This is a genomic window from Sphingomonas sp. OV641 (genome assembly GCF_900109205.1).
Taxonomy (GTDB): domain Bacteria; phylum Pseudomonadota; class Alphaproteobacteria; order Sphingomonadales; family Sphingomonadaceae; genus Sphingomonas.
In genome coordinates this window covers 895,699-921,062 of record NZ_FNZB01000001.1, presented here as the reverse complement: position 1 = coordinate 921,062, position 25,364 = coordinate 895,699, and the positions used below count along the sequence as shown (strand labels likewise).

At 65.7% G+C, this 25,364-nt stretch carries 26 protein-coding genes; 12 read left to right on the top strand and 14 right to left on the bottom strand.

What is annotated here, in order from left to right; all coding sequences use genetic code 11:
- Positions 1-347: 347 nt before the first annotated feature.
- From rsmA to BMX36_RS04180, 4 genes are all read right to left on the bottom strand, one after another.
- The gene (gene rsmA / locus BMX36_RS04195) at positions 348-1,166 is read right to left on the bottom strand and encodes a 16S rRNA (adenine(1518)-N(6)/adenine(1519)-N(6))-dimethyltransferase RsmA (protein WP_093063768.1); all 819 of its coding nucleotides are present in this window, start codon (positions 1,164-1,166) and stop codon (positions 348-350) included.
- On the bottom strand, positions 1,163-2,167 hold the full coding sequence (pdxA, locus tag BMX36_RS04190) for a 4-hydroxythreonine-4-phosphate dehydrogenase PdxA (protein WP_093065214.1): 1,005 nt from the start codon (positions 2,165-2,167) through the stop codon (positions 1,163-1,165). The genes rsmA and pdxA overlap by 4 nt, the downstream gene beginning before the upstream one ends.
- 1 nt (position 2,168) lies before the next feature.
- Positions 2,169-3,536 carry a peptidylprolyl isomerase gene (locus BMX36_RS04185; RefSeq protein ID WP_066780444.1) on the bottom strand — a complete coding sequence of 456 codons (1,368 nt, stop codon included), beginning with the start codon at positions 3,534-3,536 and terminating at the stop codon, positions 2,169-2,171.
- Between the two features lie 80 nt (positions 3,537-3,616).
- Positions 3,617-5,875 carry an LPS-assembly protein LptD gene (locus BMX36_RS04180; protein WP_093063767.1) on the bottom strand — a complete coding sequence of 753 codons (2,259 nt, stop codon included), beginning with the start codon at positions 5,873-5,875 and terminating at the stop codon, positions 3,617-3,619.
- A 142-nt stretch (positions 5,876-6,017) separates the two neighbouring features.
- Between BMX36_RS04180 and BMX36_RS04175 the strand changes: the two genes are divergently transcribed.
- The 4 genes from BMX36_RS04175 (at position 6,018) to BMX36_RS04160 (ending at position 8,973) form a co-directional block, all read left to right on the top strand.
- The gene (locus tag BMX36_RS04175) at positions 6,018-7,490 is read left to right on the top strand and encodes a leucyl aminopeptidase (RefSeq protein ID WP_093063766.1); all 1,473 of its coding nucleotides are present in this window, start codon (positions 6,018-6,020) and stop codon (positions 7,488-7,490) included.
- Positions 7,490-7,930 carry a DNA polymerase III subunit chi gene (locus tag BMX36_RS04170; RefSeq protein ID WP_093063765.1) on the top strand — a complete coding sequence of 147 codons (441 nt, stop codon included), beginning with the start codon at positions 7,490-7,492 and terminating at the stop codon, positions 7,928-7,930. Before BMX36_RS04175 ends, BMX36_RS04170 begins: the two co-directional genes overlap by 1 nt.
- Before the next feature lie 91 nt (positions 7,931-8,021).
- Complete coding sequence (gene ndk / locus BMX36_RS04165; protein ID WP_046410620.1) at positions 8,022-8,444, top strand: nucleoside-diphosphate kinase; 423 nt, start codon at positions 8,022-8,024, stop codon at positions 8,442-8,444.
- Between the two features lie 4 nt (positions 8,445-8,448).
- Positions 8,449-8,973 carry a GNAT family N-acetyltransferase gene (locus BMX36_RS04160; RefSeq protein WP_371262793.1) on the top strand — a complete coding sequence of 175 codons (525 nt, stop codon included), beginning with the start codon at positions 8,449-8,451 and terminating at the stop codon, positions 8,971-8,973.
- On the opposite strand, the gene BMX36_RS04155 is transcribed toward BMX36_RS04160, so the two are convergent.
- From BMX36_RS04155 to purM, 4 genes are read right to left on the bottom strand one after another with little or no spacing between them, the layout of a single operon-like run.
- The gene (locus BMX36_RS04155; protein ID WP_093063764.1) at positions 8,955-9,554 is read right to left on the bottom strand and encodes a hypothetical protein; all 600 of its coding nucleotides are present in this window, start codon (positions 9,552-9,554) and stop codon (positions 8,955-8,957) included. The genes BMX36_RS04160 and BMX36_RS04155 overlap by 19 nt on opposite strands.
- Positions 9,551-9,937 carry an MmcQ/YjbR family DNA-binding protein gene (locus BMX36_RS04150; RefSeq protein WP_093065210.1) on the bottom strand — a complete coding sequence of 129 codons (387 nt, stop codon included), beginning with the start codon at positions 9,935-9,937 and terminating at the stop codon, positions 9,551-9,553. The genes BMX36_RS04155 and BMX36_RS04150 overlap by 4 nt, the downstream gene beginning before the upstream one ends.
- Entirely contained in the window at positions 9,922-10,479 is a 558-nt protein-coding gene (gene purN, locus BMX36_RS04145) for a phosphoribosylglycinamide formyltransferase (RefSeq protein ID WP_093065208.1), read from the bottom strand. The genes BMX36_RS04150 and purN overlap by 16 nt, the downstream gene beginning before the upstream one ends.
- On the bottom strand, positions 10,476-11,567 hold the full coding sequence (gene purM / locus BMX36_RS04140; protein ID WP_093063763.1) for a phosphoribosylformylglycinamidine cyclo-ligase: 1,092 nt from the start codon (positions 11,565-11,567) through the stop codon (positions 10,476-10,478). The genes purN and purM overlap by 4 nt, the downstream gene beginning before the upstream one ends.
- Positions 11,568-11,631: 64 nt before the next feature.
- Here purM and BMX36_RS04135 point away from each other — a divergent pair, with 64 nt between their 5' ends.
- The 4 genes from BMX36_RS04135 to BMX36_RS04120 are packed head-to-tail and all read left to right on the top strand — an operon-like array spanning position 11,632 to position 17,155.
- A complete protein-coding gene (locus BMX36_RS04135) occupies positions 11,632-12,864 on the top strand; it encodes a heavy-metal-associated domain-containing protein (RefSeq protein WP_093063762.1) in 1,233 nt (410 codons plus the stop codon).
- A 10-nt stretch (positions 12,865-12,874) separates the two neighbouring features.
- Positions 12,875-13,492 carry an HdaA/DnaA family protein gene (locus tag BMX36_RS04130; RefSeq protein ID WP_093063761.1) on the top strand — a complete coding sequence of 206 codons (618 nt, stop codon included), beginning with the start codon at positions 12,875-12,877 and terminating at the stop codon, positions 13,490-13,492.
- Complete coding sequence (locus BMX36_RS04125) at positions 13,492-15,657, top strand: RNA degradosome polyphosphate kinase (RefSeq protein ID WP_066780495.1); 2,166 nt, start codon at positions 13,492-13,494, stop codon at positions 15,655-15,657. The genes BMX36_RS04130 and BMX36_RS04125 overlap by 1 nt, the downstream gene beginning before the upstream one ends.
- 4 nt (positions 15,658-15,661) lie before the next feature.
- The gene (locus tag BMX36_RS04120; RefSeq protein WP_093063760.1) at positions 15,662-17,155 is read left to right on the top strand and encodes a Ppx/GppA family phosphatase; all 1,494 of its coding nucleotides are present in this window, start codon (positions 15,662-15,664) and stop codon (positions 17,153-17,155) included.
- On the opposite strand, the gene BMX36_RS04115 is transcribed toward BMX36_RS04120, so the two are convergent.
- A complete protein-coding gene (locus tag BMX36_RS04115) occupies positions 17,136-17,417 on the bottom strand; it encodes an I78 family peptidase inhibitor (RefSeq protein WP_093063759.1) in 282 nt (93 codons plus the stop codon). The two genes, BMX36_RS04120 and BMX36_RS04115, sit on opposite strands and share 20 nt — an antisense overlap.
- Positions 17,414-18,589 (bottom strand): ribonuclease D, encoded by a 1,176-nt coding sequence (gene rnd / locus BMX36_RS04110; protein ID WP_066774975.1) that lies wholly within the window; start codon positions 18,587-18,589, stop codon positions 17,414-17,416. The genes BMX36_RS04115 and rnd overlap by 4 nt, the downstream gene beginning before the upstream one ends.
- 169 nt (positions 18,590-18,758) lie before the next feature.
- Between rnd and aspS the strand changes: the two genes are divergently transcribed.
- Both aspS and BMX36_RS04100 read left to right on the top strand, forming a co-directional pair.
- Positions 18,759-20,582, top strand: a complete 1,824-nt coding sequence (aspS, locus tag BMX36_RS04105; protein ID WP_093063758.1) for an aspartate--tRNA ligase — start codon at positions 18,759-18,761, stop codon at positions 20,580-20,582.
- Positions 20,583-20,621: 39 nt separating this feature from the next.
- Positions 20,622-21,101, top strand: coding sequence for a DUF892 family protein (locus BMX36_RS04100; protein ID WP_066774969.1), 480 nt, complete (start codon positions 20,622-20,624; stop codon positions 21,099-21,101).
- A gap of 53 nt (positions 21,102-21,154) precedes the next feature.
- On the opposite strand, the gene BMX36_RS04095 is transcribed toward BMX36_RS04100, so the two are convergent.
- Positions 21,155-21,787 carry a carbonic anhydrase gene (locus BMX36_RS04095; RefSeq protein WP_093063757.1) on the bottom strand — a complete coding sequence of 211 codons (633 nt, stop codon included), beginning with the start codon at positions 21,785-21,787 and terminating at the stop codon, positions 21,155-21,157.
- Between the two features lie 55 nt (positions 21,788-21,842).
- Here BMX36_RS04095 and lipA point away from each other — a divergent pair, with 55 nt between their 5' ends.
- Together lipA and BMX36_RS04085 are read left to right on the top strand one after the other, a co-directional pair.
- The gene (lipA, locus tag BMX36_RS04090) at positions 21,843-22,763 is read left to right on the top strand and encodes a lipoyl synthase (protein WP_093065206.1); all 921 of its coding nucleotides are present in this window, start codon (positions 21,843-21,845) and stop codon (positions 22,761-22,763) included.
- Complete coding sequence (locus BMX36_RS04085; RefSeq protein ID WP_066774965.1) at positions 22,750-23,238, top strand: type II toxin-antitoxin system RatA family toxin; 489 nt, start codon at positions 22,750-22,752, stop codon at positions 23,236-23,238. Before lipA ends, BMX36_RS04085 begins: the two co-directional genes overlap by 14 nt.
- On the opposite strand, the gene BMX36_RS04080 is transcribed toward BMX36_RS04085, so the two are convergent.
- Genes BMX36_RS04080 through BMX36_RS04070 form a run of 3 tightly spaced genes read right to left on the bottom strand, consistent with a single transcriptional unit; the run spans position 23,169 to position 25,350 of the window.
- Entirely contained in the window at positions 23,169-23,702 is a 534-nt protein-coding gene (locus BMX36_RS04080) for a CinA family protein (RefSeq protein WP_093063756.1), read from the bottom strand. The genes BMX36_RS04085 and BMX36_RS04080 overlap by 70 nt on opposite strands.
- The gene (locus BMX36_RS04075) at positions 23,699-24,229 is read right to left on the bottom strand and encodes a hypothetical protein (RefSeq protein ID WP_093063755.1); all 531 of its coding nucleotides are present in this window, start codon (positions 24,227-24,229) and stop codon (positions 23,699-23,701) included. Before BMX36_RS04075 ends, BMX36_RS04080 begins: the two co-directional genes overlap by 4 nt.
- Entirely contained in the window at positions 24,226-25,350 is a 1,125-nt protein-coding gene (locus BMX36_RS04070; protein WP_093063754.1) for a bifunctional 2-C-methyl-D-erythritol 4-phosphate cytidylyltransferase/2-C-methyl-D-erythritol 2,4-cyclodiphosphate synthase, read from the bottom strand. Before BMX36_RS04070 ends, BMX36_RS04075 begins: the two co-directional genes overlap by 4 nt.
- Positions 25,351-25,364: the final 14 nt, after the last annotated feature.

The following is a 25,364-nucleotide window of genomic DNA, read 5'->3' as shown; positions in this document are numbered from 1 at the left end:
GGCCAAGCAGGGAAATACCCGGTACCGCGATGACTTACCGGGTATTTCCCGGATAACACCCGGTACACGCCCTAGGCATTAGGCCGATGCCTCTGAGGGCGCGACACGTCGAGACGGACCAAAACGGGGGGACGTTGCGACGGAAATGATGCGGAGCTGTGCAAGGGGGCCGGCTCCGCATCTGTCATGTGGCGCGCCGTGCGGGTGATCGCGGGGTCGAGAAGGGAGCGACCTAGCGGTAGCGGCTGCGTGGCCGGGCGAGCGGGAGGCCGGAGGACCGGGGGGATCATGCCGGCCTCCCAATCGCAAAAACTCAGACCGACTGTTTGGCAGCGTAGCGCGCGTCGTCAGGTGCTGAGATGGCGCGCGAGGGCCAGGAACTCCGGCACGCTTACCGTTTCCGCCCGGCGGGTGGGATCGATGCCCTCAGCCTCCAGCGCGGCCAATGCGCCGGGCACGCCACGCAGACTTTGCCGCAGCATCTTGCGCCGCTGACCAAAGGCGGCTGCGGTAAGCGCCTCCAGCTTTGCCAGGGCGACGCCGGATGGCGCTTCAGACGGCTCGATATGCACCACTGCCGACATCACCTTTGGCGGCGGGGTGAAGGCAGAGCGGTGGACGGGCATGGCGATGCGCGGCGTGCTGCGCCATTGGGCCAGCACCGCGAGGCGCCCGTAAGCGTCCGTGCCGGGCGACGCCACGATCCGGTCGGCCACCTCACGTTGAAACATCAAGGTGAGCGATCGCCACCAAGGCAGCCATTCCGCGGACAACCAGCCGACCAGCAGCGCCGTACCGACATTATAGGGGAGGTTGGCAACGATATGGGGCTTGCCGGCGAACAGGGGGCGGGGATCGATCGTCAGCGCGTCGCCTTCGATCACCTTTAACTTGCCGGGATACGCTTCGCCGAGTTCAGCGAGCGCCGGGATGCAGCGTCGGTCCCGCTCGATCGCGGTGACGCTCGCCCCCGCCGCGAGCAGCGCCCGCGTGAGGCCACCGGGGCCGGGCCCGATCTCCAGCACCTCCGCGCCGTCCAGATCGCCAGGAATGCGGGCGATGCGGGCGAGAAGCTGCGCGTCGAAGAGGAAGTTCTGGCCCAGCGCCTTGGAGGCGCTGAGACCATGCCGCGCGATCACGTCGCGCAGCGGCGGCAGATCCGTCACAGGTTGGGACAGGCGGCGCGCATCGCGGCAGCCTTGGCGGCCATGGCGATGGCGGCGATCGTCGCGCCCGGTTCCGCCCTGTTCTGTCCGGCAAGGGTGAAGGCGGTGCCGTGATCCGGCGAGGTCCGCACGACGGGCAGCCCGAGCGTGATGTTGACGCCTTCATCGAAATGCAGCGCCTTGAGCGGGATCAGTGCCTGATCGTGATAGCAGCAGAGCGCCGCATCATATTGTTCGCGCGCGCGATCATGGAACATGGTGTCCGCGGCAAACGGCCCCATGGCGTTGATGCCTTCCCCCCGCAGCTGCGCGATGGCCGGTTCAAGCACCTCAATCTCTTCGCGGCCCAGCGTGCCGGATTCGCCTGCGTGCGGGTTGAAGCCGGCAAAGGCGAGACGCGGCTCCTCCACGCCGAAATTGCGACGCAGCCCCCGCGCGGTGGCACGGCCCTTGGCGACCACCAGTTCGATCGTCAGCAGCGAGGCGACCTGCACCAGAGGAACGTGCGTCGTCATCGGCACCACCCGCAGCGACGGGCCGGCCAGCATCATGACGGCATTTTCCTTCGACACACCGAAGCGCTCGGCAACGAATTCGGTCTGCCCCGGATGGCTGAAGCCGATGCCGTAGAGCTGCGCCTTGGAAACCGGCCCGGTCACAAGGGCGGAGGCTGCGCCCGATCGCGCGAGCCCGACTGCCAGTTCCAGCGAATGAAGCGCGCAGCGCGCACCGTCAGCGTCCGGGCGGCCGGGCACGATCTCCCCGGCATCCTCCACGGTCAGGACCGGGAGCGCCGCGTCAAACGCGCCTTCCACCTCCCGCAGATCGGTGATCGGGGCGACCGGGCCCTTCCACACCCGCTCGATCGCGCGCACGTCGCCGACGGCGAAGAAGGGGGGAAGCGCCGCGGCGTTGCGCGCGGCCCAGGCCTTGGCGATCACCTCCGGCCCGATGCCGGCCGGATCGCCCATGGAAACAGCGAGAGGCGACACGACCGAGATCTCAGCGATACTCCACGATGGCGTCGCGACGCAGGTCACGAAGGGCCTGCTGCGCACGCAGGTTGACGCGCTGCTGCTCCAGCTGGTTCTGGATCTGCTCCGAGCCGGGAAGCTGGGCCGATGCCGTATCGTCCCGTCCGCAAAGGACGAGGGTGCGCACCCCTTCGTCCGGATTGCCGAAGGGCGGCGTTGCCTGGCCGACCTGGAGGTTCAGCATGATGTCCTGCAGCGGTGCGGGCAGATCGCGAATGCGGATCGCATCGTTCTGCACCACTTCGGCATTGATCGAGGCAGCGACCTTTTCCACCGAGCCGCAGCCCTGAAGCTTGGTCAGCGTGGAAGCGAAGCTGGCCGTCCGCTGACTCGCCTGCGCCTGGGTAGTGCCGCGCGGGAACTTGATCGTCATCTGCTTCAGGCTGAGACGGGCGTCGCGCGGGTTGGCCGTGAGCACCTGGCGCTTGTCCACCAGGTGAAGGATCGAGAAGCCGCCCGGCACGGGAATCGGGCCGACGACCTGGCCGACCTGCATCTGGCCGGCCGCTTCCGCCAGCTCCGCCGGGAGCTGTGCCCCGCGGACCCAGCCGAGATCGCCGTTCACGCCGCGCGTCGACGCTTCGGAAAAGTTGCGGGCGAAATAGCCGAACGGCGCCTGGCCCTTCTGGATCTCACCAATCAACTGACGCGCCGCGCCATAGACTTCTTCGGTGCGATCCGGCGTGGCGGACAGATAGATTTCGTTCAGGTGAAACTCGTCCGTCCCCTTGGCTGCCTCGAGCCGGTCGAGGATCGCCTTCACCTCTTCGTCGCCGACGTTGACGAACGGCTCGACCCGGCGTCGCAGATAGCGTTGCCATGCAAGCTCGCCTTCGATCTGGCGCTTGATGGAGCGTTCGGACGAGCCCTGTTCACGCAGGAACACGCGGAACTGTTCCGGGGTACGGCCGAAGTTGCCGGCGATGCGGTTGAGACTCTGATTCAGCTCATCATCGGTGATGGTGATCTCAGCGGTCTTCGCCTGCTGGATCTGAAGCACCTCGTCGATCAGCTGACGCAGCACCTGAAGGCGCAGTCGATCGATCTCCTCGGCCTTCAACTGAACATTGTTCGCGGCAAGGATCAGGGCCACGCGCTGATCCACATCCGTGCGGGTCAGCACATTGTCGTTCACGATCGCCGTCGCCTTGCGCACGTTCGGGTCGACGGTGCCGAAGATCTCCAGATTCTGGGGGATGTTCAGCCCGGTATTGTCCGGCAGCGACTGGTCAGCCACCGTCGCCGGATCTGCCTGCTGCCCCGTGGCTGCGCCCGCGGCGGCCAGCGCCAGCACCATGCCCGCGACGCGGCCGAACCGCAGCGCCTTGTTGCCCATCGTCGTCACTCGTTCAGGAATCCCATCTTGCGCGCCGTTGCTGCCGGCCCGGCACTGCATTCTTGTAGCTGAACCGAGGCTTAGCGCCCGAGGTTCTTGAAGGCCAGCGTCAACAAATAGCTGCTGCCGCGCCGGGCGTCGCCGGTGGTCCGGTAATCCTGGCGCCAGGTGACACCGAGCGTGAGGCAATCGTCCTCATATTGGACGCCGAGACGATGGCGGATCGGATCAAAGCCGTCGGCCAGCGAGAAAACGTCATCGGTGCGATCGGTAAGATCAATGAGGCCCGACGCGAAAGCCGACCAGAAGCGGGCAAACTGCACGCGTCCGCCGACCCGGATTTCCTCCCGATCCTGCAGATCCTCCAGATCCACGATGTCTCGGTTCAGGCGAAGATAGCCGACCAGAAGATAGGTATCGCGCGATCCGACGGTGGCGTCGACTTCGTTGCGGCGGACGGCCAGCCCATCCTTGTCGAGCCGGTAACGATGCGTCAGCGATACGAAGTCGCGGAAGCGCAGCGTGGTGCGGCCGACGATATCGGAGAACCGATCGCTGAGCCCGGTGCCCGACGGAAGGATCGTTGCCCGATTATCCAGACGGTAGCTTTGGCCGATATTGGCCGAGAGGCTGAACCCAGGCAGATCGAGATCATATTCGATGCCGTAGGTTGCCCGCGAGGAATCCTCCCAACGATCATAACCGGCGAAGCGGTTCAGCGCGAAGAGGTTCGAATCCTCAAGGTCGATCGCGCGCGCATCCTCGTTTGGCAGATCGAGGTTCTCGATCTTCGGCGAGGCGACGATCTGCAATCGCGGCGTGATCCGTTGCGTCCCGCCCATCAGCGCGCCGACGAACGGCCAGCGCACGTCGACCGCCACGGACCCGATGGCGCGCGACTGAAAGCCCTCGACCCCGCGATAGCTGGTGATCTCGGTCGCGGCAGTATCGTTGGTGTTATAGGCATCGGCGCGCGCGAAGGCCGTGAAGGTGACTTCCTGTCCCCAGTTGGTCAGCCGGCGCAGATCCCATCGGGCGCTGGCAAAGGCGCGCTGCGTGTCCTGTCCGGCCTTTCGACCGAGCGCGAGCGTGTTCAACTGAAATTGGACGGTACCGCCCAGCAGGTCTTCGGTGGTGCGACGGCGATAGTCGAGCTCGGGCAGCGCGATCGGCTGAAATCCCTGCCGCTCACCCACGCGCAGGGTCTGCGTGGCCCAGCCGGCGAGAGAGAAATAGCTGTCCCGATCGATCCGCTCCAACGCGACGGTGGTTCGCAGGCGATCGGCCTTGGAAATGTCATAGCGGCGCAGGAAGGTTCGATCGGTGGCGAGCCGCAGCGAGCCGGAGAGGCTCCAGTTCTCATCCAGCTGAAATCGCCCGACCCCGTCCAAGTAGCCGCGGAACGCCTGTTCGGTTGTCGAGGTGAACCCGCTGGACAGATCATCGCTGCGGCGGCTCACCGTGCCGTAGCCGGTGATGCTGAAGGCGCCGAGTTCGTTCAGATGCTCGTAATTGGCCTCGAGCATCGGAAGCACATCGGAATAGACGTGCGGCGTAACGGTCAGCTTGCGATTGGGTGCGAGCCGGAAGAGGTAGGGCGTTGCGACCTCGAATCCGTTCACGCGATCATAGCTGACGTTCGGGGTCAGCAGGCCACTGGCGGTGCCTTCGCCGATCGGGTGCGAGAATTTCGGCAGCGGGATCGAGGGCAGGCCAAACAGATGAACCTGTCCGCCCGTGTAGTAGACGCGCTCACGATCGGGGCGGTACGTAACCTTGACGGCCGTTACCTTCCACGTCGGCTCCTTGGGGCAGCCGTCGGAGTCCACCACCGAGCAAGCGGTGTAGGCGGCGCGATCCAGCGAAATGGTGCCGTCTTCGAAGCGAGTGCCGCGGTCCGCCGCCAACCGACCGCCGCGCTCCAGCACGACGAGCATGTTGTCCACCAGCCCGTCCTTCAGCGAATCAGTGAGCTCGATCGAATCGCCGTATGCGGTATCGCCTTCCGGACTGGTGACCGCGATGTTGCCGGTCGCGACGACCTTGCCGGTCTTGCGATCCCAAACGACCTTGTCGGCGCGCAACCGCTGCCCCGCGCGGAACATGCGGACTTCGTCCGTGGCGGTGACGACATCGCCTTCATAATCATATTCCAGCGTACCGGCGTTGAAGTTCACCTGGTCGTCGGCGACCGTGCCGGGCGCCGGATCCGCCGCGACTTCGGGGGCGGGCGGCGGCACCGGCCGGTCCTGAAGATCCTGCGCGGCGGCCGTGCCCGATAGCCCGCACAGGAACGCCGCCGTCAACGCGCAACTGGCCAGAAGGTCGAGACGCGTCACTCGCTTACCCGCAAAGCTTGAACCCCTTTTCGCCGCCTCAAGGCGCGTCAGCCATCGGCCCTATCCATCGAAAGCGCGAGGCGCAACGCTTTGCCACTGGCGGCGGAATGCCTATCTGCAGGACAAAACAAGAGGAACAATCATGAATGTAACCTTTGCCGCCGATCGTCCGGCCGATGCGCCAGTACTTGCGCTGCCGGTCACCAAGGCGGGCGCCGGATCGATTGCGCCCGCGGGGCTGGACGAATCGGCGCGGGCGATCGTTGCCGCCGCCGCCGCCGGGCAGCGCTTCACCGGCGAGGCCGGGAGCGTGGCGGAGGCCTATGTTCAGGCGGGAGCGGGCGCCAGCCGCATCATCCTCCTGGGTGTCGGCGAAGGTGACGACGCGAGCTATGAACGGGCCGGCGGCGCACTGACCGCGCGGCTGCTGACCTCCGGCGTGACCAGCGCAGTGGTTGACCTGTCGGGTGCCGGGGCGAGCGCGACCGCCGCGGCCCGGCTTGGTGCTGCGGCTGCGCAGCGGGCGTGGCGCTATGACGTTTATCGCACCAAGCTGTCCGACGAGGCGAAGCCGTCGCTCGCCCAAGTGACCATCGTCGGTGCGCCGGATGGGACGGATGCCGAATGGGCGACGCGCGACGCAGTGACGCAGGGCCTGGCGCTGACCAAGACGCTGGTGACGCTGCCGCCGAACGTCCTTTATCCGGAAAGCTTCGTGGAGATCGTCACCAAGGAAACCGAAGGCCTCGGCCTTGAAGTGACGGTGCTGGACGAGCCGGCGATGCGCGACCTTGGCATGGGCGCGCTGCTCGGCGTGGCGCAGGGATCGCGCCGCGCACCCCGCATCCTCGCGCTGCGCTGGAACGGCGCCGGGGAGGGTGATCCCGCACTCGCACTGGTCGGCAAGGGCGTGACGTTCGACACGGGCGGGATCTCGATCAAGCCGGCCGCCGGCATGGAAGACATGAAGTGGGACATGGGCGGCGCCGGTGCTGTCGCCGGGGCGATGAAGACGCTGGCGCTGCGCAAGGCGAAGGCAAACGTGATCGGCGTGATGGGCCTGGTCGAGAACATGCCGGACGGCAACGCCCAGCGCCCTGGTGACGTGGTAACATCCATGTCGGGGCAGACGGTGGAGGTGATCAACACCGACGCGGAAGGCCGGCTGGTGCTGTGCGACTGCGTGACCTGGGTGCAGCGGACGCACAAGGTGAAGACGATCGTCGACCTCGCCACGCTGACCGGCGCCATGATCATCAGCCTGGGCAATGAGCAGGCTGGCCTGTTCGCCAACGACGATGGTCTTGCAGAGCAGCTCCTTGCCGCCGCAAAGGCGAGCGGCGACCAATTGTGGCGGTTCCCGCTCGGCGCCGCCTACGACAAGCTGATCGACAGCCCCATCGCGGACATGAAGAACGTCGGCCCGCGCGGCGGCGGATCGATCACCGCGGCGCAATTCATCAAGCGCTTCGTGGAAGAGGAGGTCCGCTGGGCGCATCTCGACATTGCGGGCACCGTCTGGTCCGAGAAGGACGGTCCGACGTGGGGCAAGGGCGCGACCGGCTATGGCGTGCGACTGCTCAACGCCTTTGTCGCCAGCAACTTCGAAGGCTGATGCAGGTCGATTTCTATCACCTGACGCAAATGCCGATCGAGCGCGCGTTGCCGCGGATTGCGGAACGCGTGCTCGCCGGCGGCGAGCGACTGCTGATCGTGGGGGCTGACGAGCGGCAGCGCGCGGCGGTCGACCGGCTGTTGTGGGAATATGCGCCCGAGAGTTTCCTGCCGCATGCCTGCACCGGCGCGGGCGACGATGCCGCGCAGCCGATCCTGATCGCCGCCGACGTGAACGCGGCCAATGCCGCGCGGCACATCGCGCTGATCGACGGCGAATGGCGCGACGAGGCACTGACGTTCGATCGCGTCTTCCACTTCTTCGACGAAGAACGGATCACCGCGGCGCGCGCCGCGTGGAAGGCGCTGGCCGGGCGTGAGGGGGTGGAGCGCCGCTATTGGAAACAGAATGAGGCCGGGCGCTGGGAACAGGCCGCCTGAGCCGCGGCCGCCGGGCAGTTGCGCTTCCCTCTTCCCCCAGCTAACGGCCCGGCAGTTTCCAGCATCCCCAACACAGGAGCAAGCGACCATCATGGCCGCCAACCGTACCTTTTCGATCATCAAGCCCGATGCCACCCGCCGCAACCTGACGGGCGCCGTCACCAAGATGCTGGAGGAAGCTGGCCTGCGCGTCGTCGCCTCCAAGCGCATCCAGATGACCAAGGAGCAGGCCGAGGGCTTCTACGCCGTCCACAAGGAGCGCCCGTTCTTCAACGATCTGGTGTCGTTCATGATCTCCGGCCCGGTGGTCGTGCAGGTGCTGGAAGGCGAGAATGCCGTGCAGCGCAACCGCGACATCATGGGCGCGACCAACCCCGAGAACGCAGCGCCCGGCACGATCCGCAAGGAGCTGGCCGAGTCGATCGAGGCAAATTCGGTGCACGGGTCGGATTCGGACGAGAATGCAGCGATCGAAATCGCCTATTTCTTCAAGCCCGAAGAGATCGTCGGCTGATCCGATGATGCAAGACTGGCGGCTGCGCCGTGCCACAGCGGCGGATGCGCCGGCGGTGGCGATGGTTGCCGCCGCCAGCTTTCTTGAAACGTTTGCCGGCATTCTGCCCGGCGAGGACATCGTGGCGCATTGCGCGCGCAACAGTGCGGCGGAGAAATTCGCTGTCTGGGCCGATGATCCGGCAAGCGTGGTGACGGTGGCGGAACATCCCGACGGCCTCGCGCCGGTCGGCTACTCGCTGATCACCACACCGGATCTCCCGATTGATCCGCTCCCCGGCGACGTAGAGCTGCGCCGGATCTACACGCTATCCCTGACGCGCGGCACCGGGCTGGGCCACAGGCTGATGGCGCTCGCGCTGGACGACGCGGCGGCGCTTGGCGCGAAACGGGTCCTGCTGGGTGTGCTTGGCACCAATGTCCGGGCGCGCAGCTTCTACGAGCGGGAAGGGTTCATTCTTGCCGGAACGCGGCGCTTCAATGTCGGCGCGGGCTGGTACGACGACGTGATCTACGCCCGCGCGCTCTGACGCTTCATCTCGGCCGTCCAGAGCGCGTCGATGCGCTTGCGGTCACCACCCGTTTCGCGCACCCGCACGGCCTCGATCTCAAGGCTGCGACCGCCAACGAGACGCCCCTGTGTCCGCCAGATAATTTCGACAACGGCATGGCCCTCACGCGGCGTATCGCCGACCATGTAACGGGCGGTGACAAGGACGGGCAGGCGGCCTTCGCGTTCGTCAGCGCCGCCGTCGGTGGCGGCCAGAACGGCGCGGTCAAACCAGACCTTGTCGATGCGCGCGGTTGCGGGGGTCTGCCGCTCGATGCGGAGGGCGGCCGGGAAGTCGACGGCAGTATCGATCAGCTCGTGGCGCGCGTCCGAAAGCCGGATCTCCTTGCCGCCGCGCGCAAGATCCGCGTCCAGGCTGAGCCGGACCTTGGCAGCGCCGGCCGCGGCGCTGGCGGCGGCCTTCTCCTGCGCCGCGTCGCGCTTTTCACTCCAGTTCAGGCCAAGGGTGAGGGCGCCGATGACGAGCCCCAGCACGGCCACCATCTCGGGCAGCGTCACCCAGCGCCGGCGACGCCTTTCCGCCCCGGGCGAGTCGCTCATCGTCCACCCATCTCCAGCAAACGGCGCGGCGCCACCATTTCCCAGCTTGCGGCGATACGGTCTGCCACATGGTCCCAATCGGTGTCCTGCGCAGCGACACGGATCGCGATCCAGCCCGACGGCCCGAGATAAGGCGGCTTGTAGTAGAGGTCGGGATCCGCCTCGATCAGCATGCCTTGTTCTTCCGTTCCGGTGGTCTTCACCAGAACCGCTGTCTCGCCATTGCCATGATGATCGTGCGAGAAATAGGCGAAGAACTTACCGTTTTCGATGTGAAAGCCCGGCGCGCCGTGCGACAAGCGCTCGGCCGCTTCTGGCAGGGCAAGCGCGATCGCGCGCACCTTCCCTAGCGTCTGCTCGACGGCTTCTACTGGCTCAGCCATTCGGACAGGACGCGTGGGTAAAGGCGATGTTCCTCGGCCAGCACGCGAGCCGCAAGCGTATCGGCCGTATCGTCCGGGAGGATCGGTACCTCCGCCTGGCCAAGCACCTCGCCGCCATCCAGTTCCTCCGTGACGAGGTGCACCGAGCAGCCGGCAACCCTATCCCCGGCCGCAATGGCGCGTGCATGGGTATCGAGCCCCTTGTACTTCGGCAGCAGGGAGGGATGGATATTGACGATACGATTGCGCCAGCGGCCGACGAATTCGTCCGACAGAAGGCGCATATAGCCGGCAAGCGCCAGATATTCGGCCCCGGCGGCGCGAAGGGCGGCATCCAGCGCGGCTTCGTACGTCGCCTTGCCGACCTCCTTGGGAGACAGAACGAAGGTGGGGATGCCGTGCTCCAGTGCCCAGCCGAGCCCCGGCGCGGTGGGTCGATCCGACGCGACGACGACCACCTCGTAAGCCGCGCCCGCGTGAGCGACGAGCGCCTGCATGTTCGATCCCCGTCCGGAGATCAGCACGCCGATTCTGGCTGTCATGCGTGATGCGTCGCGGTCCAGGGTGCCCGCGCGCTCCATGTTTCGGCCGAGCCGGTGACGGTGCAGCCGAGTTCGCCCGACTCGATCGCGCCAATGCGGAAAACCTGCTCCCCGGCGGATTCGAGATCGGCGGCGACGCTATCAGCCTGATCGGCTGTGACGACCACAACCATGCCGATGCCGCAATTGAAGGTACGCGCCATTTCCTCCGGCTCGATGGCGCCCTGGGCCTGAAGGAAGGCCATGAGCCGCGGCTGCGACCAGGCATCCGCGTCGACGCGGGCATGGGCGCCGGCCGGCAATACGCGCGGAATGTTTTCGAGCAGGCCCCCGCCGGTGATGTGTGCAAGCCCTTTGATGCGGCCGGCGGAGACCAGCGGCAGAAGGCTCTTCACGTAAATGCGAGTCGGCGCCATCAGCGCCTCGATCAGCAGCACGTCGGAATCGAACAGGGCCGGACGGTCCAGCTTCCAACCCTTGTCCGCGGCGAGTCGGCGAACGAGCGAAAAGCCGTTCGAGTGCACGCCCGAAGAGGCGAGGCCGAGAAGCACGTCGCCTTCGCGAATCTCGGTTCCGGTCAGTACCTGATCACGTTCGACCGCGCCGACGCAGAAGCCGGCGAGATCATAATCACCATCGGCATACATGCCCGGCATTTCTGCCGTTTCACCGCCGATAAGGGCGCATCCGGCAATTCGGCACCCCTCCGCAATGGACGCGATCACGCGTTCGGCAACGGCCGCATCCAGCTTCCCCGAAGCGTAATAGTCGAGGAAAAACAACGGCTCAGCGCCTTGAACAATGAGATCGTTGGCGCACATGGCGACGAGATCGATGCCGACGCCATCGTGCCGATTGTGTTCGATCGCCAGCTTCAGCTTGGTGCCGACGCCATCATTGGCGGCGACCAGGAGGGGATCGGTGAACCCCGCCGCCTTCAGATCGAAGAAGCCGCCAAAGCCGCCAAGGTCGGCATCCGCCCCCTTGCGCCGCGTTGCCCGCGCCAGCGGTGCGATCGCCCGCACCAATGCATTGCCCGCCGCGATCGACACGCCGGCCTGCTCGTAAGTGTACCCGCTTCCGCTCATGTCGTGCCGACTAGCCACAACGCGCTTGGATTTCCACGCCTGCTTCGCCAAAAGACGCCAGCTTATGCGCCTGAAGCCCTTGTTCCTCGTTCCTGCCGCCGTGGCGCTTGTGCTCGGTACGGGTGTCAGCATCGCCCAGATCGAGGGCAGTGGCCGGGGCGTGGCGCCGGTAGATAGCTCCAGCGACTATGAAGTTTCGGGCGTGCGCGTCGATGTCGCCGCCAAGGACGCCGACAGTGCGCGGCTGGGCGGCTGGCGCGTGGCGCAGCGCAAGGCGTGGCTGGAACTTTCCAAGCGGCTGGGAGCGGGCAAGGGCCTGGTGCCCGATTCGACGCTCGATTCGCTCGTCAGCGGCATCGTGGTGGAAAATGAGCAGATCGGCCCGAAGCGCTATGTCGCGCGGCTCGGCATATTGTTCGATCGCAATCGCGCCGGGGCGATCCTGGGCATTTCCAATTATGTGATGCGCTCGCCGCCGATGGTGGTGATCCCGATCGTCTGGTCGGGCGGCGTGGCGACCGGGTTCGAGCAACGGACGCTGTGGCAGGAAGCCTGGGCTCGTTACCGAACCGGCGGCAGCGCGATCGACTATATCCGGCCGACCGGCAGCGGCCCCGATCCGCTGCTGCTGAACTTCGGACAGACGCAGCGGCCCGGGCGCGGCTGGTGGCGCACCGTGATCGACCAATATGGCGGCTCGGACGTGCTGATGCCGACCGTGAAGCTGTATCGCCAATGGCCCGGTGGGCCGGTGATCGGCGTGTTCCAGGCGCGGCAGGGACCGGACAACCGGCTGCTTTCGCAGTTCACGCTGCGGGTGGGCAGTGTCGCGGGTGTTCCCGCGCTGCTGGACGCCGGCGTGAAGCGGCTGGACGAGGCTTATCAGGCGGGATTGCGCGCGGGATATCTGCGCAGCGATCCTGGCCTGTCCTATGTTCCGTCCAGCGAAGTGCCAGTCGAGGATGACGAGGCGGGTGAAACGCTGGTGACGGACGCGCCGGTGCTGCCGGTGGTGTCGATCGCCGTCCAGTTCGACACGCCAGGGGTGCCCGCCGTCACCGCCGGTGAAGCGGCGCTGCGCGCGGTGCCCGGTGTTTCCTCTGCCACGACCAGCAGCCTTGCGCTTGGCGGCGTTTCCGTGATGACCGTCAGCTTTGCGGGCCCGCCTGAGGCACTGAAGGCCGCGCTGGAGGCGAGGGGCTGGCAAGTGTTCGGATCCGGCACGACGATCCGCATCCGCCGCGCACCGCGCCTGCTGCCGCCGGAACTCACGCCTGACAATGCAACGGCCGGATGATGGCCCAACGATGAGCCAGATCGCGCTGCCCCTGGTATGGCCCGCAGATCCGCGCGACGACGAATTTCTGGTTTCCCCATCCAACGAACGCGCCGTGCAGGCACTTGACCGCTGGGCGACCTGGCCGGTCATGACATCGCTGCTTGTTGGACCGCGAAAGTCGGGGAGGAGCCTGCTTGCGCGTATCTTCGCCGCCAAGAGCGGGGGCACGATCATCGATGATGCATCCAGCCGGCCGGAGGACGAGCTGTTCCATGCCTGGAACCGGGCACAGGTGGAGCGCCGGCCGCTCCTGCTCGTAGCCGACATGGCACCGCCAGCCTGGGACGTTGCGCTGCCGGATCTGCGGTCGCGTCTTTCAGCGACGCCGCTGGCGGAGATTGGCCCCCCAGACGATCCCTTGATGCACGCTTTGCTGGAGCGTGAATTCGGCCGCCGGAGCCTGGACGCGCGGCCGGATCTGATCGAGTGGCTGGTGGCACGGATCGAACGGAGTCATGTTGCCGTCATACGATGCGTCGATGCGCTCGATCAGGAGGTGATGGAACGTCGCAAGCGGCTGTCCATTCCTCTGGCCAGAACGACGCTCGCACAAGCTGCGTTGATCACGACATCGCCGGAGCCATGATGAACCGATCCGTCCGCCAAGCTCGTCTCGACTCTGATGACGATCCCTTCGAGGAGCGGGGCGGGGATCGGTATTTTAATCGCGAAATGTCCTGGCTCGCGTTCAATCGCCGTGTGCTGGAGGAGGCGCGCAATCCCGCGCATCCGTTGCTTGAACGGCTGCGGTTCCTGTCGATCTCCGGATCGAACCTGGACGAATTCTTCATGGTTCGCGTGGCGGGGCTGAAGGGCCAGCAACTGCTGGAGGTGGAAGCGCGTTCGGCAGATGGCCTGACCCCTACGCAGCAACTCGGCGCGATCACGGCGGAGGCCGACGCGCTGCTTGCCGATCAGGAGACGGTGTGGCGGGAGATCCGCCATGCGCTGAGCGACACCGGCATTCAGGTGCTGGGGTCGAGCAAGATCGACGCGGTTCTCTCGCGCGATGAAGTGGCCTGGCTCGGCACGCACTTCCAGGAGCAGATCTTTCCGGTGATCACGCCGCAGGCGCTCGATCCCGCCCACCCGTTCCCCTTCATGCCGAACAAGGGCCTCGCCGTGATGTTCGACCTCATCCGGATATCGGATGACGAGCCGATCCGCGAACTGGTCATGGTTCCCAACGGCATGTCCCGTTTCGTCCGACTGCCGGGCGCGACCGCGCGATACGTGGCGGTGGAATCGATCATCAAGCGTTTCTCCTCTGTCCTCTTCCCCGGCTATCGGGTGGAGGGCGCTGCGGAGTTTCGCGTGCTGCGCGACAGCGACATCGAGATCGAGGAAGAAGCCGAGGATCTGGTTCGATATTTCGCCAACGCCATCAAGCGGCGGCGGCGCGGGCGGGTGATCCGGCTGGAGCTGGAAAACGGGATGCCAGCCTCGCTCGCCAAGGTGCTGCGCGACGAGCTTGGCGAACAGGCGCTGGTCAGCGAAAGCGGATCGTTCCTTGGGATTGGTGATCTGGACCAGATCGTCGAGGAGGACCGGCCTGACCTTAAGTTCGTGCCGTTCACGCCGCGCTTCCCCGAGCGGATCCGGGAGTTTGGCGGCGATTGCTTCGCCGCGATCAGTGCCAAGGACATCATCGTCCACCACCCGTACGAAACGTTCGACGTGGTGCTCGCCTTCCTGAAGCAGGCGGCCAACGATCCGGACGTGGTCGCGATCAAGCAGACGCTGTACCGCGCGGGCAAGCAGTCGGCCGTTATCAACGCGCTGATCCAGGCCGCGGAGGCGGGCAAGTCGGTGACGGCGGTGGTCGAGCTGAAAGCGCGTTTCGATGAGGAGCAGAACCTGCTCTGGGCCTCGGCGCTCGAGCGCGCTGGTGTCCAGGTGGTCTACGGCTTTATCGACTGGAAGACGCACGCCAAGGTTTCCATGGTGGTGCGGCGCGAAGCGGGTCAGTTTCGTACCTATTGCCACTTCGGGACGGGAAATTATCACCCGATCACGGCCAAGATCTATACCGATCTCAGCTTCTTCACGGCCAATCCTGCCACCGGCAGAGATGCATCGCGGATGTTCAATTACATCACCGGCTATGTCGAGCCGGAGGACATGGAGCGCCTGGTCCTATCTCCGCGATCACTGCGTACCCGCCTGATCGAAGAGATCGAGGCGGAGATCCAGCATGCGCGCGCGGGGCGGCCGGCTACGATCTGGGCCAAGATGAACAGCCTCGTCGATCCGGCGATCATCGAGAAACTGTACGAGGCGAGCGGCGCCGGCGTTCAGATCGATCTGGTGATCCGTGGCATTTGCTGCCTGCGCCCGCGCATTCCCGGCCTGTCGGAGAATATCCGGGTGAAATCGATCGTCGGGCGTTTCCTGGAGCACAGCCGGATCGCCGTGTTCGGCAACGGCGCGCCTTTGCCCAACGATGATGCCCATATCTATATTTCGTCGGCGGATTGGATGCCGCGCAACTTCGACCGTCGGGTCGAATATATGCTGCCGCTGGAAAGCGGGACCGTTCATGACCAAGTGCTGGATCAAGTGATGCTCGCCAATCTCATCGACACCGAGCAGAGCTGGGACCTCTATGCCGATGGTAGCTACATGCGCACGCCGCCGGGCGACAAGCCGTTCAACCTGCATCGTTACTTTATGACCAATCCGTCGCTTTCCGGCCGCGGCGCGGCATTGGGCGAAGGCGGGGCCGTGCCGAAATTGTCGCTGCGAGGCTGATCGAGTGGAGGGAAAGCGGACCGCCATCGTTGATATCGGATCCAATTCGATCCGGCTGGTCGTTTACCAGGGGCCACCGCGGCTGCCCGCCATCCTGTTCAACGAGAAAGTGCTGGCCGGACTAGGCCGGAGCCTTGCCGGGGCTGGCACGATCGACAGCGAGGCGATGGAGATGGCCAGCGCCGCGCTCCGGCGGTTCGGCGCGCTAATTCGCGAGATGGACTGCGATGACGTGCGAACGGTTGCCACGGCGGCGGTGCGCGATGCCGCGAACGGCGCCGATCTGATCAGAATGGCAGAGACGCTGGGGCTTTCCGTCGAGCTCTTGTCCGGTGCGCAGGAAGCTCGGGCAGCCGGGCTGGGCGTGCTATCCGCCATCCCCGAAGCGGACGGCATCGTCGGCGATCTGGGCGGCGGCAGCTTGGAGCTGGTCCGAATCGCAGAAGGCCGGGTTCACGAGCACGTGTCCTTCCCCTTGGGCGTTCTTCGCCTCGAGGAACTGCGCAGCAAAAGCGGTTTCGCACGCCGGGTGGAACGGATCCTGGATGAGGCCGGCTGGTCCGGCGTTGGCAGGGGGAAGCCGCTTTATCTCGTTGGTGGATCTTGGCGATCGCTGGCGCGGGTCGACATCCACGACCGCCATTATCCGCTGCCGGTGCTTCATGGCTATGCCATGCCGATTTCACGGGTTGATCTGCTGCGCCGCAAGCTGCCGACGGCGGACAAGGCATGGTTCAAAGCGGTGCCGAACCTGTCCACCGGGCGTGTCCCAACCTTGTGCGCTGCCGCCGACCTGCTGGGCGCGATCCTGCCGGTCCTTGGCTGTTCCGGAACGATCGTGTCCGCCTTCGGCCTGCGCGAAGGGCTGCTGTACGAGCGGCTGTCCCCTGCCGAAGCAGCGCTGGATCCGCTTGTCGTCGCAGCGCGCGACGAAGGGCGACAACTCGGCCGCTTCGCCGAACACGGGGATCTGCTGAACCGCTGGATCGCCCCCTTGTTCGACGGAGAACCGGAACGCAATTCGCGGCTGCGCCACGCCGCCTGCCTGCTCGCCGATACGAGCTGGCGCGCCAATCCGGAGTTCCGGGTGGAACTGGGGATCGAGACAGCCCTGCATGGCAATTGGGTCGGAATCGATGCGCGCGGGCGAGCGATGATGGCCGCCGCGCTCGCTGCGAGCCTAGGGGCGCAGCCGCCCTATCCCGCGCCAATCCCGCTGCTGGCTGGACCACAGGACATCGCCACGGCCACGGCCTGGGGCTTGGCCATTCGGCTGGCGCAGCGGCTTTCCGGCGGGGTTGCCGGGCCGCTCCATCGGACAGGTATTTGTCGCACCGTCGGCGGCGTCGAACTGATGTTCGAGGACGGCGATCTCGCGCTCAGCGGCGAGGCAGTCGAGAAGCGCCTGAAGGCACTGGGCGCCGCATTGGGCCTGCCGGTGCGCATCGGGCGCCGACAGGACCAGTCGCCAGCGCCTGTCAGCCGCAGGACAGCTTGACGATAGCGCCCGCCGTGTCGGTTTCGATGTTCAGGCGATCGGGCCGGAAATCCATCGTGAGCGCCGACCCGCTAGGGTAGCTGCGAACAACGCGTGCGCCGGCACGCTGCTTCGCCTCCGCCTCATGAGCCGCCAGCGGCTTGCCGATGAGATCCTGCACCGTGGCAGCGTTGCACGCGGCGGGGAGGTTTTCCGCCGGCGGTGCCTGATCGGCGGCGGTGCAGCCCGCCAGTGCCACGGCAGCAGCCAGTATCGCCTTCATGCCACATCCTCCGTCCGTGTCATCTTAAGCTTCCCGCCGACCACCGCAAAGCCGAGCCGGCCTTCTACCAGATCGAGCGCGTCGCGCCCGAATTGATCGAAACGCCAGCCTTGCAGGATTGCAAGCTGATCGCGCTGCCCGGCTGCCAGCGCCTCCAGCTCCTCGCTGCGGGCGAGCAGGCGCGGTGCGACGTCGATGTCGCGCGCGCGGATCTTGAGCAGCAGCTTCAGGAGATCGGCAACCAGAGCGCCATCCTTGCCGAGCCCCGGCTTGCGGTCCTCGCGCGGCGGCATCTCATCGGCGGAAAGGGGCTGTGCTGCCTCAATCGCCGCCAGCAGGCGCTTGCCAATGTCGTTCGACGCCCAGGTGGCGGAGAGGCCGCGCACCTTGGCGAGATCCACCTGCTTGCGCGGGGGATGCCCGGCCAGATCGGCGAGCGTTTCGTCCTTCACGATGCGGCCGCGCGGCAGATCCTTCGCCCGCGCCTCCACCTCGCGCCAGCGGGCGATCGCCTTTAGACGCCCCAGCACGTCAGGCCGGCGCCCGGAGATGCGCACCCGCTTCCAGGCGAGATCGGGGTCATTGGCGTAATTGGCGGGATCGGAGATCCGCTCCATTTCCTGATCCAGCCATTGCCCCCGTCCGGTCTTCTTCAGGCGCTCCAGCATGCGCGGGAAGATCTTTGACAGATGGGTCACATCCCCGATGGCGTAATCGACCTGCCGCTGATCAAGCGGGCGGCGCGACCAGTCGGTGAAGCGGGCACCCTTGTCGACCTGAATGCCGAGCCAGCTATCCACAAGGTTGGAATAGCCGATCTGCTCCCCCTGGCCGAGCGCCATGGCGGCGACCTGCGTGTCGAACATGGGATGCGGCGTCTTGCCCGTGAGATTGTAGATGATCTCGATGTCCTGGCCACCAGCGTGGAAGACCTTCAGCACCTCCTCATTGTTGACGAGCAGGTCGAGCAACGGCTGCAGATCGAGATCGGGCGCTTTCGGATCGATCGCGGCCGCTTCCTCGGTATCGGCGATCTGGATCAGGCAGAGTTCCGGCCAGTACGTGTTCTCGCGCATGAACTCGGTATCGACGCACACAAAAGGAGCGTCGGCGAGACGGGCGCACAGGTTGGCGAGAGTGGCGCTGTCGGTGATGAGCGGGTGAACGTGCATAAGCGGCGCCCCATAGACCCACGCGCGCGGGTTGACAAAGAGGGGATGGAAGGGGAGGGGCGGCCGATCCAAAAACCTCACCGCCCCGACGCAAGAAGGGGTCCAGCTACGGACGGCCCGACCCTGGGCCCCGGCCCTCCGCCGGGGTGGTGCATATGAGATGACATAGATGCACGCCTATCGTTCGCATACTTGCGCCGCGCTCACCGCCGCCGAGGTCGGTTCCGAGGTTCGCCTGTCGGGATGGATCCATCGCAAGCGCGATCACGGCGGCGTGCTGTTCGTCGATCTTCGCGATCATTACGGCATCACGCAGATCGTGGCAGACAGTGATTCGCCGGCGCTGCCGATCCTGGAAGGGCTGCGGGTCGAATCGGTCATCACCATCGACGGGCTGGTGAAGGCGCGGGCCGAAGGGACGGTGAACCCGAACCTCGCGACGGGCGAGATCGAAGTGTTTGCGCGTGGCGTGACCATCCAGAGCCAGGCGCAGGAACTGCCGATGCCGGTCGCCGGCGAGCAGGAATATCCCGAGGACATCCGCCTCCGCTACCGCTTCCTGGACCTGCGGCGCGAGAAGCTGCACGCGAACATCATGCTGCGTTCCAGCGTGATCGCTTCCATCCGTCGCCGCATGGTGGACCAGGGCTTTACCGAATTCCAGACGCCGATCCTGACCGCCTCCTCGCCGGAGGGTGCGCGCGATTATCTGGTGCCCAGCCGGGTTCATCCGGGCAAGTTCTACGCTCTCCCGCAGGCGCCGCAGATGTTCAAGCAGCTGCTGATGGTTGCCGGTTTCGACCGTTATTTCCAGATCGCGCCGTGCTTCCGCGACGAGGACGCGCGCGCCGACCGCTCCCCCGGTGAATTCTACCAGCTCGACTTCGAGATGAGCTATGTCACGCAGGAGGACGTGTTCGCCGCGATCGAGCCCGTGCTGCACGGCGTGTTCGAGGAGTTCGCCAACTGGCAGGGCAAGGGCCGCACAGTGTCGCCGCTGCCGTTCAAGCGCATCCCGTATCGCGAATCGATGCTGAAATACGGCAACGACAAACCGGACCTGCGCAACCCGCTGGTGATCCAGGACGTCAGCGGCTTCTTCTCGGGATCGGGCTTCGGCCGCTTCGCCTCGATCGTCGAGGCTGGCGATGTGGTGCGCGCGATCCCAGCGCCGAACACGGCGGACAAGAGCCGCAAGTTCTTCGACGACATGAACGCCTGGGCGCAGTCCGAAGGCTTCGCCGGCCTTGGCTATGCCACCCGCAAGGGCGGCGAATTCGGCGGCCCGATCGCCAAGAACCATGGCGATATCGGCATGCGTGAGCTGGCCGAGGCGCTGGGGCTGGGGCCTGACGACGGTGTGTTCTTCGCAGCGGGCAAGGAAGCGCAGGCTGCCAAGCTGGCCGGGCTTGCCCGGACCCGGGTCGCGGAGCAGCTGGATCTGATCGACAAGAGCCGGTTCGAGTTCTGCTGGATTGTCGACTTCCCGATGTTCGAATATGACGAGGACGCCAAGAAGGTCGACTTCAGTCACAATCCCTTCAGCATGCCGCAGGGCGAGCTGGAGGCGCTGGAGACCAAGGATCCGCTGGATATCCTCGCCTACCAATATGACATCGTGTGCAACGGCATCGAGCTGTCTTCGGGCGCGATCCGGAACCATCGGCCGGAGATCATGTACAAGGCGTTCGAAATTGCCGGCTACAGCCAGCAGGACGTGGACACCAATTTTGCCGGCATGATCAACGCGTTCAAGTTCGGCGCTCCGCCGCACGGCGGTTCCGCGCCGGGCATCGACCGGATCGTCATGCTGCTCGCCGATGAGCCGAACATTCGCGAAGTGATCGTCTTCCCGATGACGCAGAAGGCGGAGGACCTGATGATGGGCGCGCCGAACTTCGCCACGGCGAAGCAGCTGCGCGAGCTGAACATCCGTGTCACCGCGGAGCAGCCGAAGGACGTGACAAAGGCGGTCGCGCCCGACGCCGGCTGAAGCATGGGAACCCGGCGGCGACGCATGCGCTAAGTGAGGATGTCGCTTACCGCATCGCGCGCCGCCTTGCTTCACGTTGCCCTCCAGGACCTTCGCGCGGGCAAGCAGTTGCTGATCGACCGACTGCTACCGCTGGCGGAAACGGCGTCCGATGCCGGCCTGCAGGAGGTGATCGAGCGCGATCGCGCGAACGCCAGGCGCCACGCTGCGCGGCTCGACGGCATCGCCGACCTGAACGGTGCGCCAGCCAATCTGTGGATGAGCGGCATCCTTGACGATGCCGATCGCGATGCGCGCAGCCACCAACGCGGGGCCATCCTCGATACCGCTTTGATCGGCGCACTGCGCAAGGCGAAAGCGGCAGAGATCGTTTCCATCGAGACAGCGATGGCGCTGGCCGGCAGCGAATCGCCTGCCATGCTTCCTGCCTTGTCGGCCAATCACGCCGAAGACCGGGTGATCGAGACCAAGCTCGCCCGGTTGCTCGCCACGATCGGCGGGCAAGTACCAGTAGCGTGAACGGGTCCCGCGGCTAACAGAAGCGCGCAGCGGGACTGAGACTGATCAATAGATCACTTAGCGGGCGCGAACGTGCCGCTGTCGTCCATCACCCAGAGCACGCCCTGGCGAATGGAGAACCACGCGCCGCGCAGCTTGAGCTGGCCGGCGGCTTCCGCCTCCTTGACGAACGGGAAGGTGCGGAGGTTGGCAATGCTGACGCGCACCGTTTCCAGTTCCAGCGCGTGGACCGCGTCTTCGCCAGTGCCATGCTCGGCCACGATCCGATCTCGTGCCTCGTCGAGCAGGTCGATCCAGTGCGCGATGAAGCCTCCTTCACCCGGATCAGCCTGGGCAAAGCGGTCCGTCAGCGAGGCGTGAACGCCCCCGCACATGCCGTGGCCCATCACCACGACCTCTTCCACCTTCAGCTGCGTGACAGCGAATTCGAGGGCGGCCGAAACGCCGTGGCGGCCCCCGCCGGTTTCAAACGGCGGTACGAGATTGGCGACGTTGCGCACGACAAAAATTTCACCGGGCGACGTGTCGAAGACCATTGCCGGATCGGTGCGGCTGTCGGAGCACGCAATTACCATGACCTTGGGCGACTGACCCTCCGCCAAGCGCGCCCAGCGCTCGCGTTCCTCTGCCCAGCCCTGTTCACGAAAACGGCTATAGCCGGCGACAAGATCGGAGAAGACGGTCATGTCCGCCCTATACGCGTTGTTTCGCGCGATGGCAGTCGCTATCTCGCACCGCGACATGACCGAGATTACCCCGCTCGCCCGGCCGGAACGCGCCCGCAAACCCGATTGGATCCGCGTCAAGGCGCCTACCTCCGTCGGGTTCGCCGAGACCAAGCAGCTGATGCGCCGGCTCAACCTTGCCACCGTGTGCGAGGAAGCCGCTTGCCCGAACATCGGGGAGTGCTGGACCAAGAAGCATGCCACGGTGATGATCCTGGGCGACACGTGCACGCGGGCCTGTGCCTTCTGCAACGTGAAGACCGGCATGCCGCGCGCGGTGGATCCGCTGGAGCCGGAGCATGTCGCGGTTGCGGCAGCCGAGATGGGCTTGCAGCATATCGTGATCACCTCCGTCGATCGCGACGACTTGCCGGATGGCGGCGCTTCGCAGTTCGTGAAGGTGATCGAGGCGCTGCGGCGGAATACGCCCAGCACCACTATCGAGATCCTGACGCCGGACTTCCGCAACAAGACCCAGGCGGCGGTCGAATCGATCGTTGCCGCGCGTCCCGACGTCTACAACCACAATCTGGAAACGGTGCCGCGGCTGTACCCGACCATCCGCCCCGGCGCGCGTTACTATGCCTCGCTGCGGCTGCTGGAGAGCGTGAAGCGGCATGATCCGTCGATCTTCACCAAGTCGGGCGTGATGCTCGGCCTTGGCGAAGAGCGGCTTGAGGTTCATCAGGTGATGGACGACATGCGCTCCGCCGACATCGATTTCCTCACCATGGGCCAGTATCTTCAGCCCACGCCGAAGCACACCAAGGTGATGGACTTCGTGACGCCCAAGGCGTTTGACGCTTACGCGGTAATCGCACGGGCCAAGGGATTCCTGCTGGTCGCCTCGTCTCCGCTGACCCGTTCGAGCTACCACGCGGGGGATGATTTCGCGAAGCTGCGCGCCGCTCGCGAGGCTCAGCTTGCCAAAGCATAGCGAAACACGGGCGATGCCCTACACGCCGGAACAGATGTTTGATCTGGTCGCCGACGTGAAGGCCTATCAGGAGTTCCTGCCTTGGGTGATCGCCATGCGGGTGCGCAAGGACGAGCCGGAGGAAACGGTGGCCGACATGATCGTCGGCTTCAAAGGGCTGCGCGAGACGTTCACCTCGCGGGTGGAAAAGCAGCGACCGGAGCGCATCCACGTCGATTATGTGGATGGCCCGCTCAAATATCTGCACAATGATTGGCGTTTCCGCCCTGACGGCGACGGCTGCCTGGTCGATTTCACCGTCGACTTCCAGTTCAAGAACCGAATGTTCGAGATGCTGGCGGGCCAGGTGTTCACCGTCGCGCTTCGCAAGATGATTGGCGCCTTTGAAGAAAGGGCGCGCAAGCTTTACGGGGAGGGCGGATCCTCGGCCTCGGCAGGCGGCATCAGCAGCTCGAGCGCACACAGCGCCGCCTGAAGGCGGATCCCGGCGCGGCCAAGATCACCGAATTCGCGCCGGTCCGCCACCACATTGGCGGGATCGCCGCCCTTTTCGGCGCGCGCGAACACCACTGTTCCGACGGGCTTCTTCTCACTGCCGCCGCCCGGACCCGCGATACCGGTGATGGCGACCGCGACATCGACGCCCGTCGCCTCCAGCGCGCCTTGCGCCATGCTCCAGGCAGTTGCGATGGACACCGCGCCAAAGGTTTCAAGCACGTCGCCGGAGACATGCAGGAGCGCCATCTTTGCCTCATTGGCATAGCTGACGATGGAAGCTTCCAGCACATCGGAGGAGCCGGGCACTTCGGTGAGCGCCGCCGCCACAAGGCCACCGGTGCAACTCTCGGCCACGGCGACACGGCGGCCGGCCGCGCGATTTGCCTCGACGACGCGGGTCGCAGCGGCGACCAGCGCTTCCGGAAGAAGGCTGTCGCTCATCGCTCGGCCGCCGAGCAGACGGGAAGATCGGGCACATCGCGCACCGCTGCGGTTCCCCTGGCCTTCTCGCTCTTGAGATGCTGCAGACTGGCCACGACGATCCCCGCGATGTTCCTGGGCGACAAGGGCTCAAGCAGGGTGACGAGCCGGTCGATGGTGCCGCAATCGGACGTCTGTACTCGGCCCACGATCTGTGGCGCGATCAGGGCCGTGATCAACGGACGGGCGTATTCGGATTGCAGCAGGAGCATCGAGACGCGAGGATCGCTGAGCTTGGCAATGGCAGCACGCGCCGCCGGCCAGGCACGATCCGCTTCCGCCTGATAGCGATCGAGGAACGGGCCAGACGTCCGACGGACCAGGCTGGTGGCGGGCAGCGACGTACAGACCCGGCCGGTTTCCAGAATGATGTCCGGCAAGGCGACCAAGGTGATCGCCTCCGCTTCTGCTCTCTTGAGGCAAGGCGTTTGCGCCAGCGCGGTGCTCGGCAAGGTGAGCAGCACGACAGCGGCGAGGAAGCGCCTCATAGCTGCGCCATGGGCAGGCGGATGGTGGCGGCCGCCTGGGTCGCGATGCCTTCGCCGCGGCCGGTGAAACCCAGGCGTTCTGTTGTTGTTGCCTTCACGCTGATGCGATCGGTCGAAAGGCGCAGAAGTTCCGCGATCCGCGCACGGATCGCCTCCCGATGCGGGCCGATCTTGGGCGCCTCGCAAATGATCGTGAGATCGACAAACGTGATTTCACCACCCTTCGCCGTGACCAGCTCTGCCGCATGCCGCAGGAACTGGCCGGACTCCGCGCCCCGCCACTGCGGATCGCTGGGGGGAAAGTGGGAGCCGATGTCACCGTCAGCGATCGTGCCGAGCACGGCGTCGGTCAGCGCGTGCAGGGCAACGTCGGCGTCGCTATGGCCGGAAAGTCCCTGTGCGTGCGGGATCAGGACGCCGCCCAGCCACAGCTCCTCGCCATCTTCCAGGCGATGAACGTCATAGCCGGTCGCGGTGCGGGTTTCCCACCCCAGCCGGGCTTCGGCCGCGGCGAAGTCGCCCCGCCAGGTTACCTTTTCAAGCATCGGGTCGCCCTGCACCAGTGCGACTGATCCGCCAAGGGCGCGCACCATCTGCGCATCGTCGGTCGGCTCCTCACCGGACCAAGCCGCATGAGCACGGCGAACCATATCAAGTTGGAAAGCCTGCGGGGTTTGAACGCGGGAGAGGCCGTCGCGGGGCACATTGGTGCCGTCAGCCGCGACCAGCGTATCCGTAACCGGAAGCACCGGTACGGCGCCATCTGCCGTATTGAGCGCAGCGACGAGACGATCGAGAACAGCCACGGTGGGGAAGGGGCGTGCGGCATCGTGGATGAGGACGGCATCCGCCGCGCCGGCCGCCGCCAATCCATTGGCGACCGAGGCACGACGCGTTGCGCCGCCAACCACGGCGCGTGCTCCGGGCAGTGCTTTGCGGAGAAGCTGCTCATGCTCTGCCCCGATGACCACGACAACGTCATCGATCGCGGGATGGGCGGACAAAGCGGCATGGCTCCATGCCAGCATCGGCTTGCCGGCGAGCGGCGCGAACTGCTTGGGCAGCGCGCCGCCAGTTCGCTCGCCTTTCCCGGCGGCCACAATCAGCGCAACGGTCTTCATCGCTGCGCCCGTAG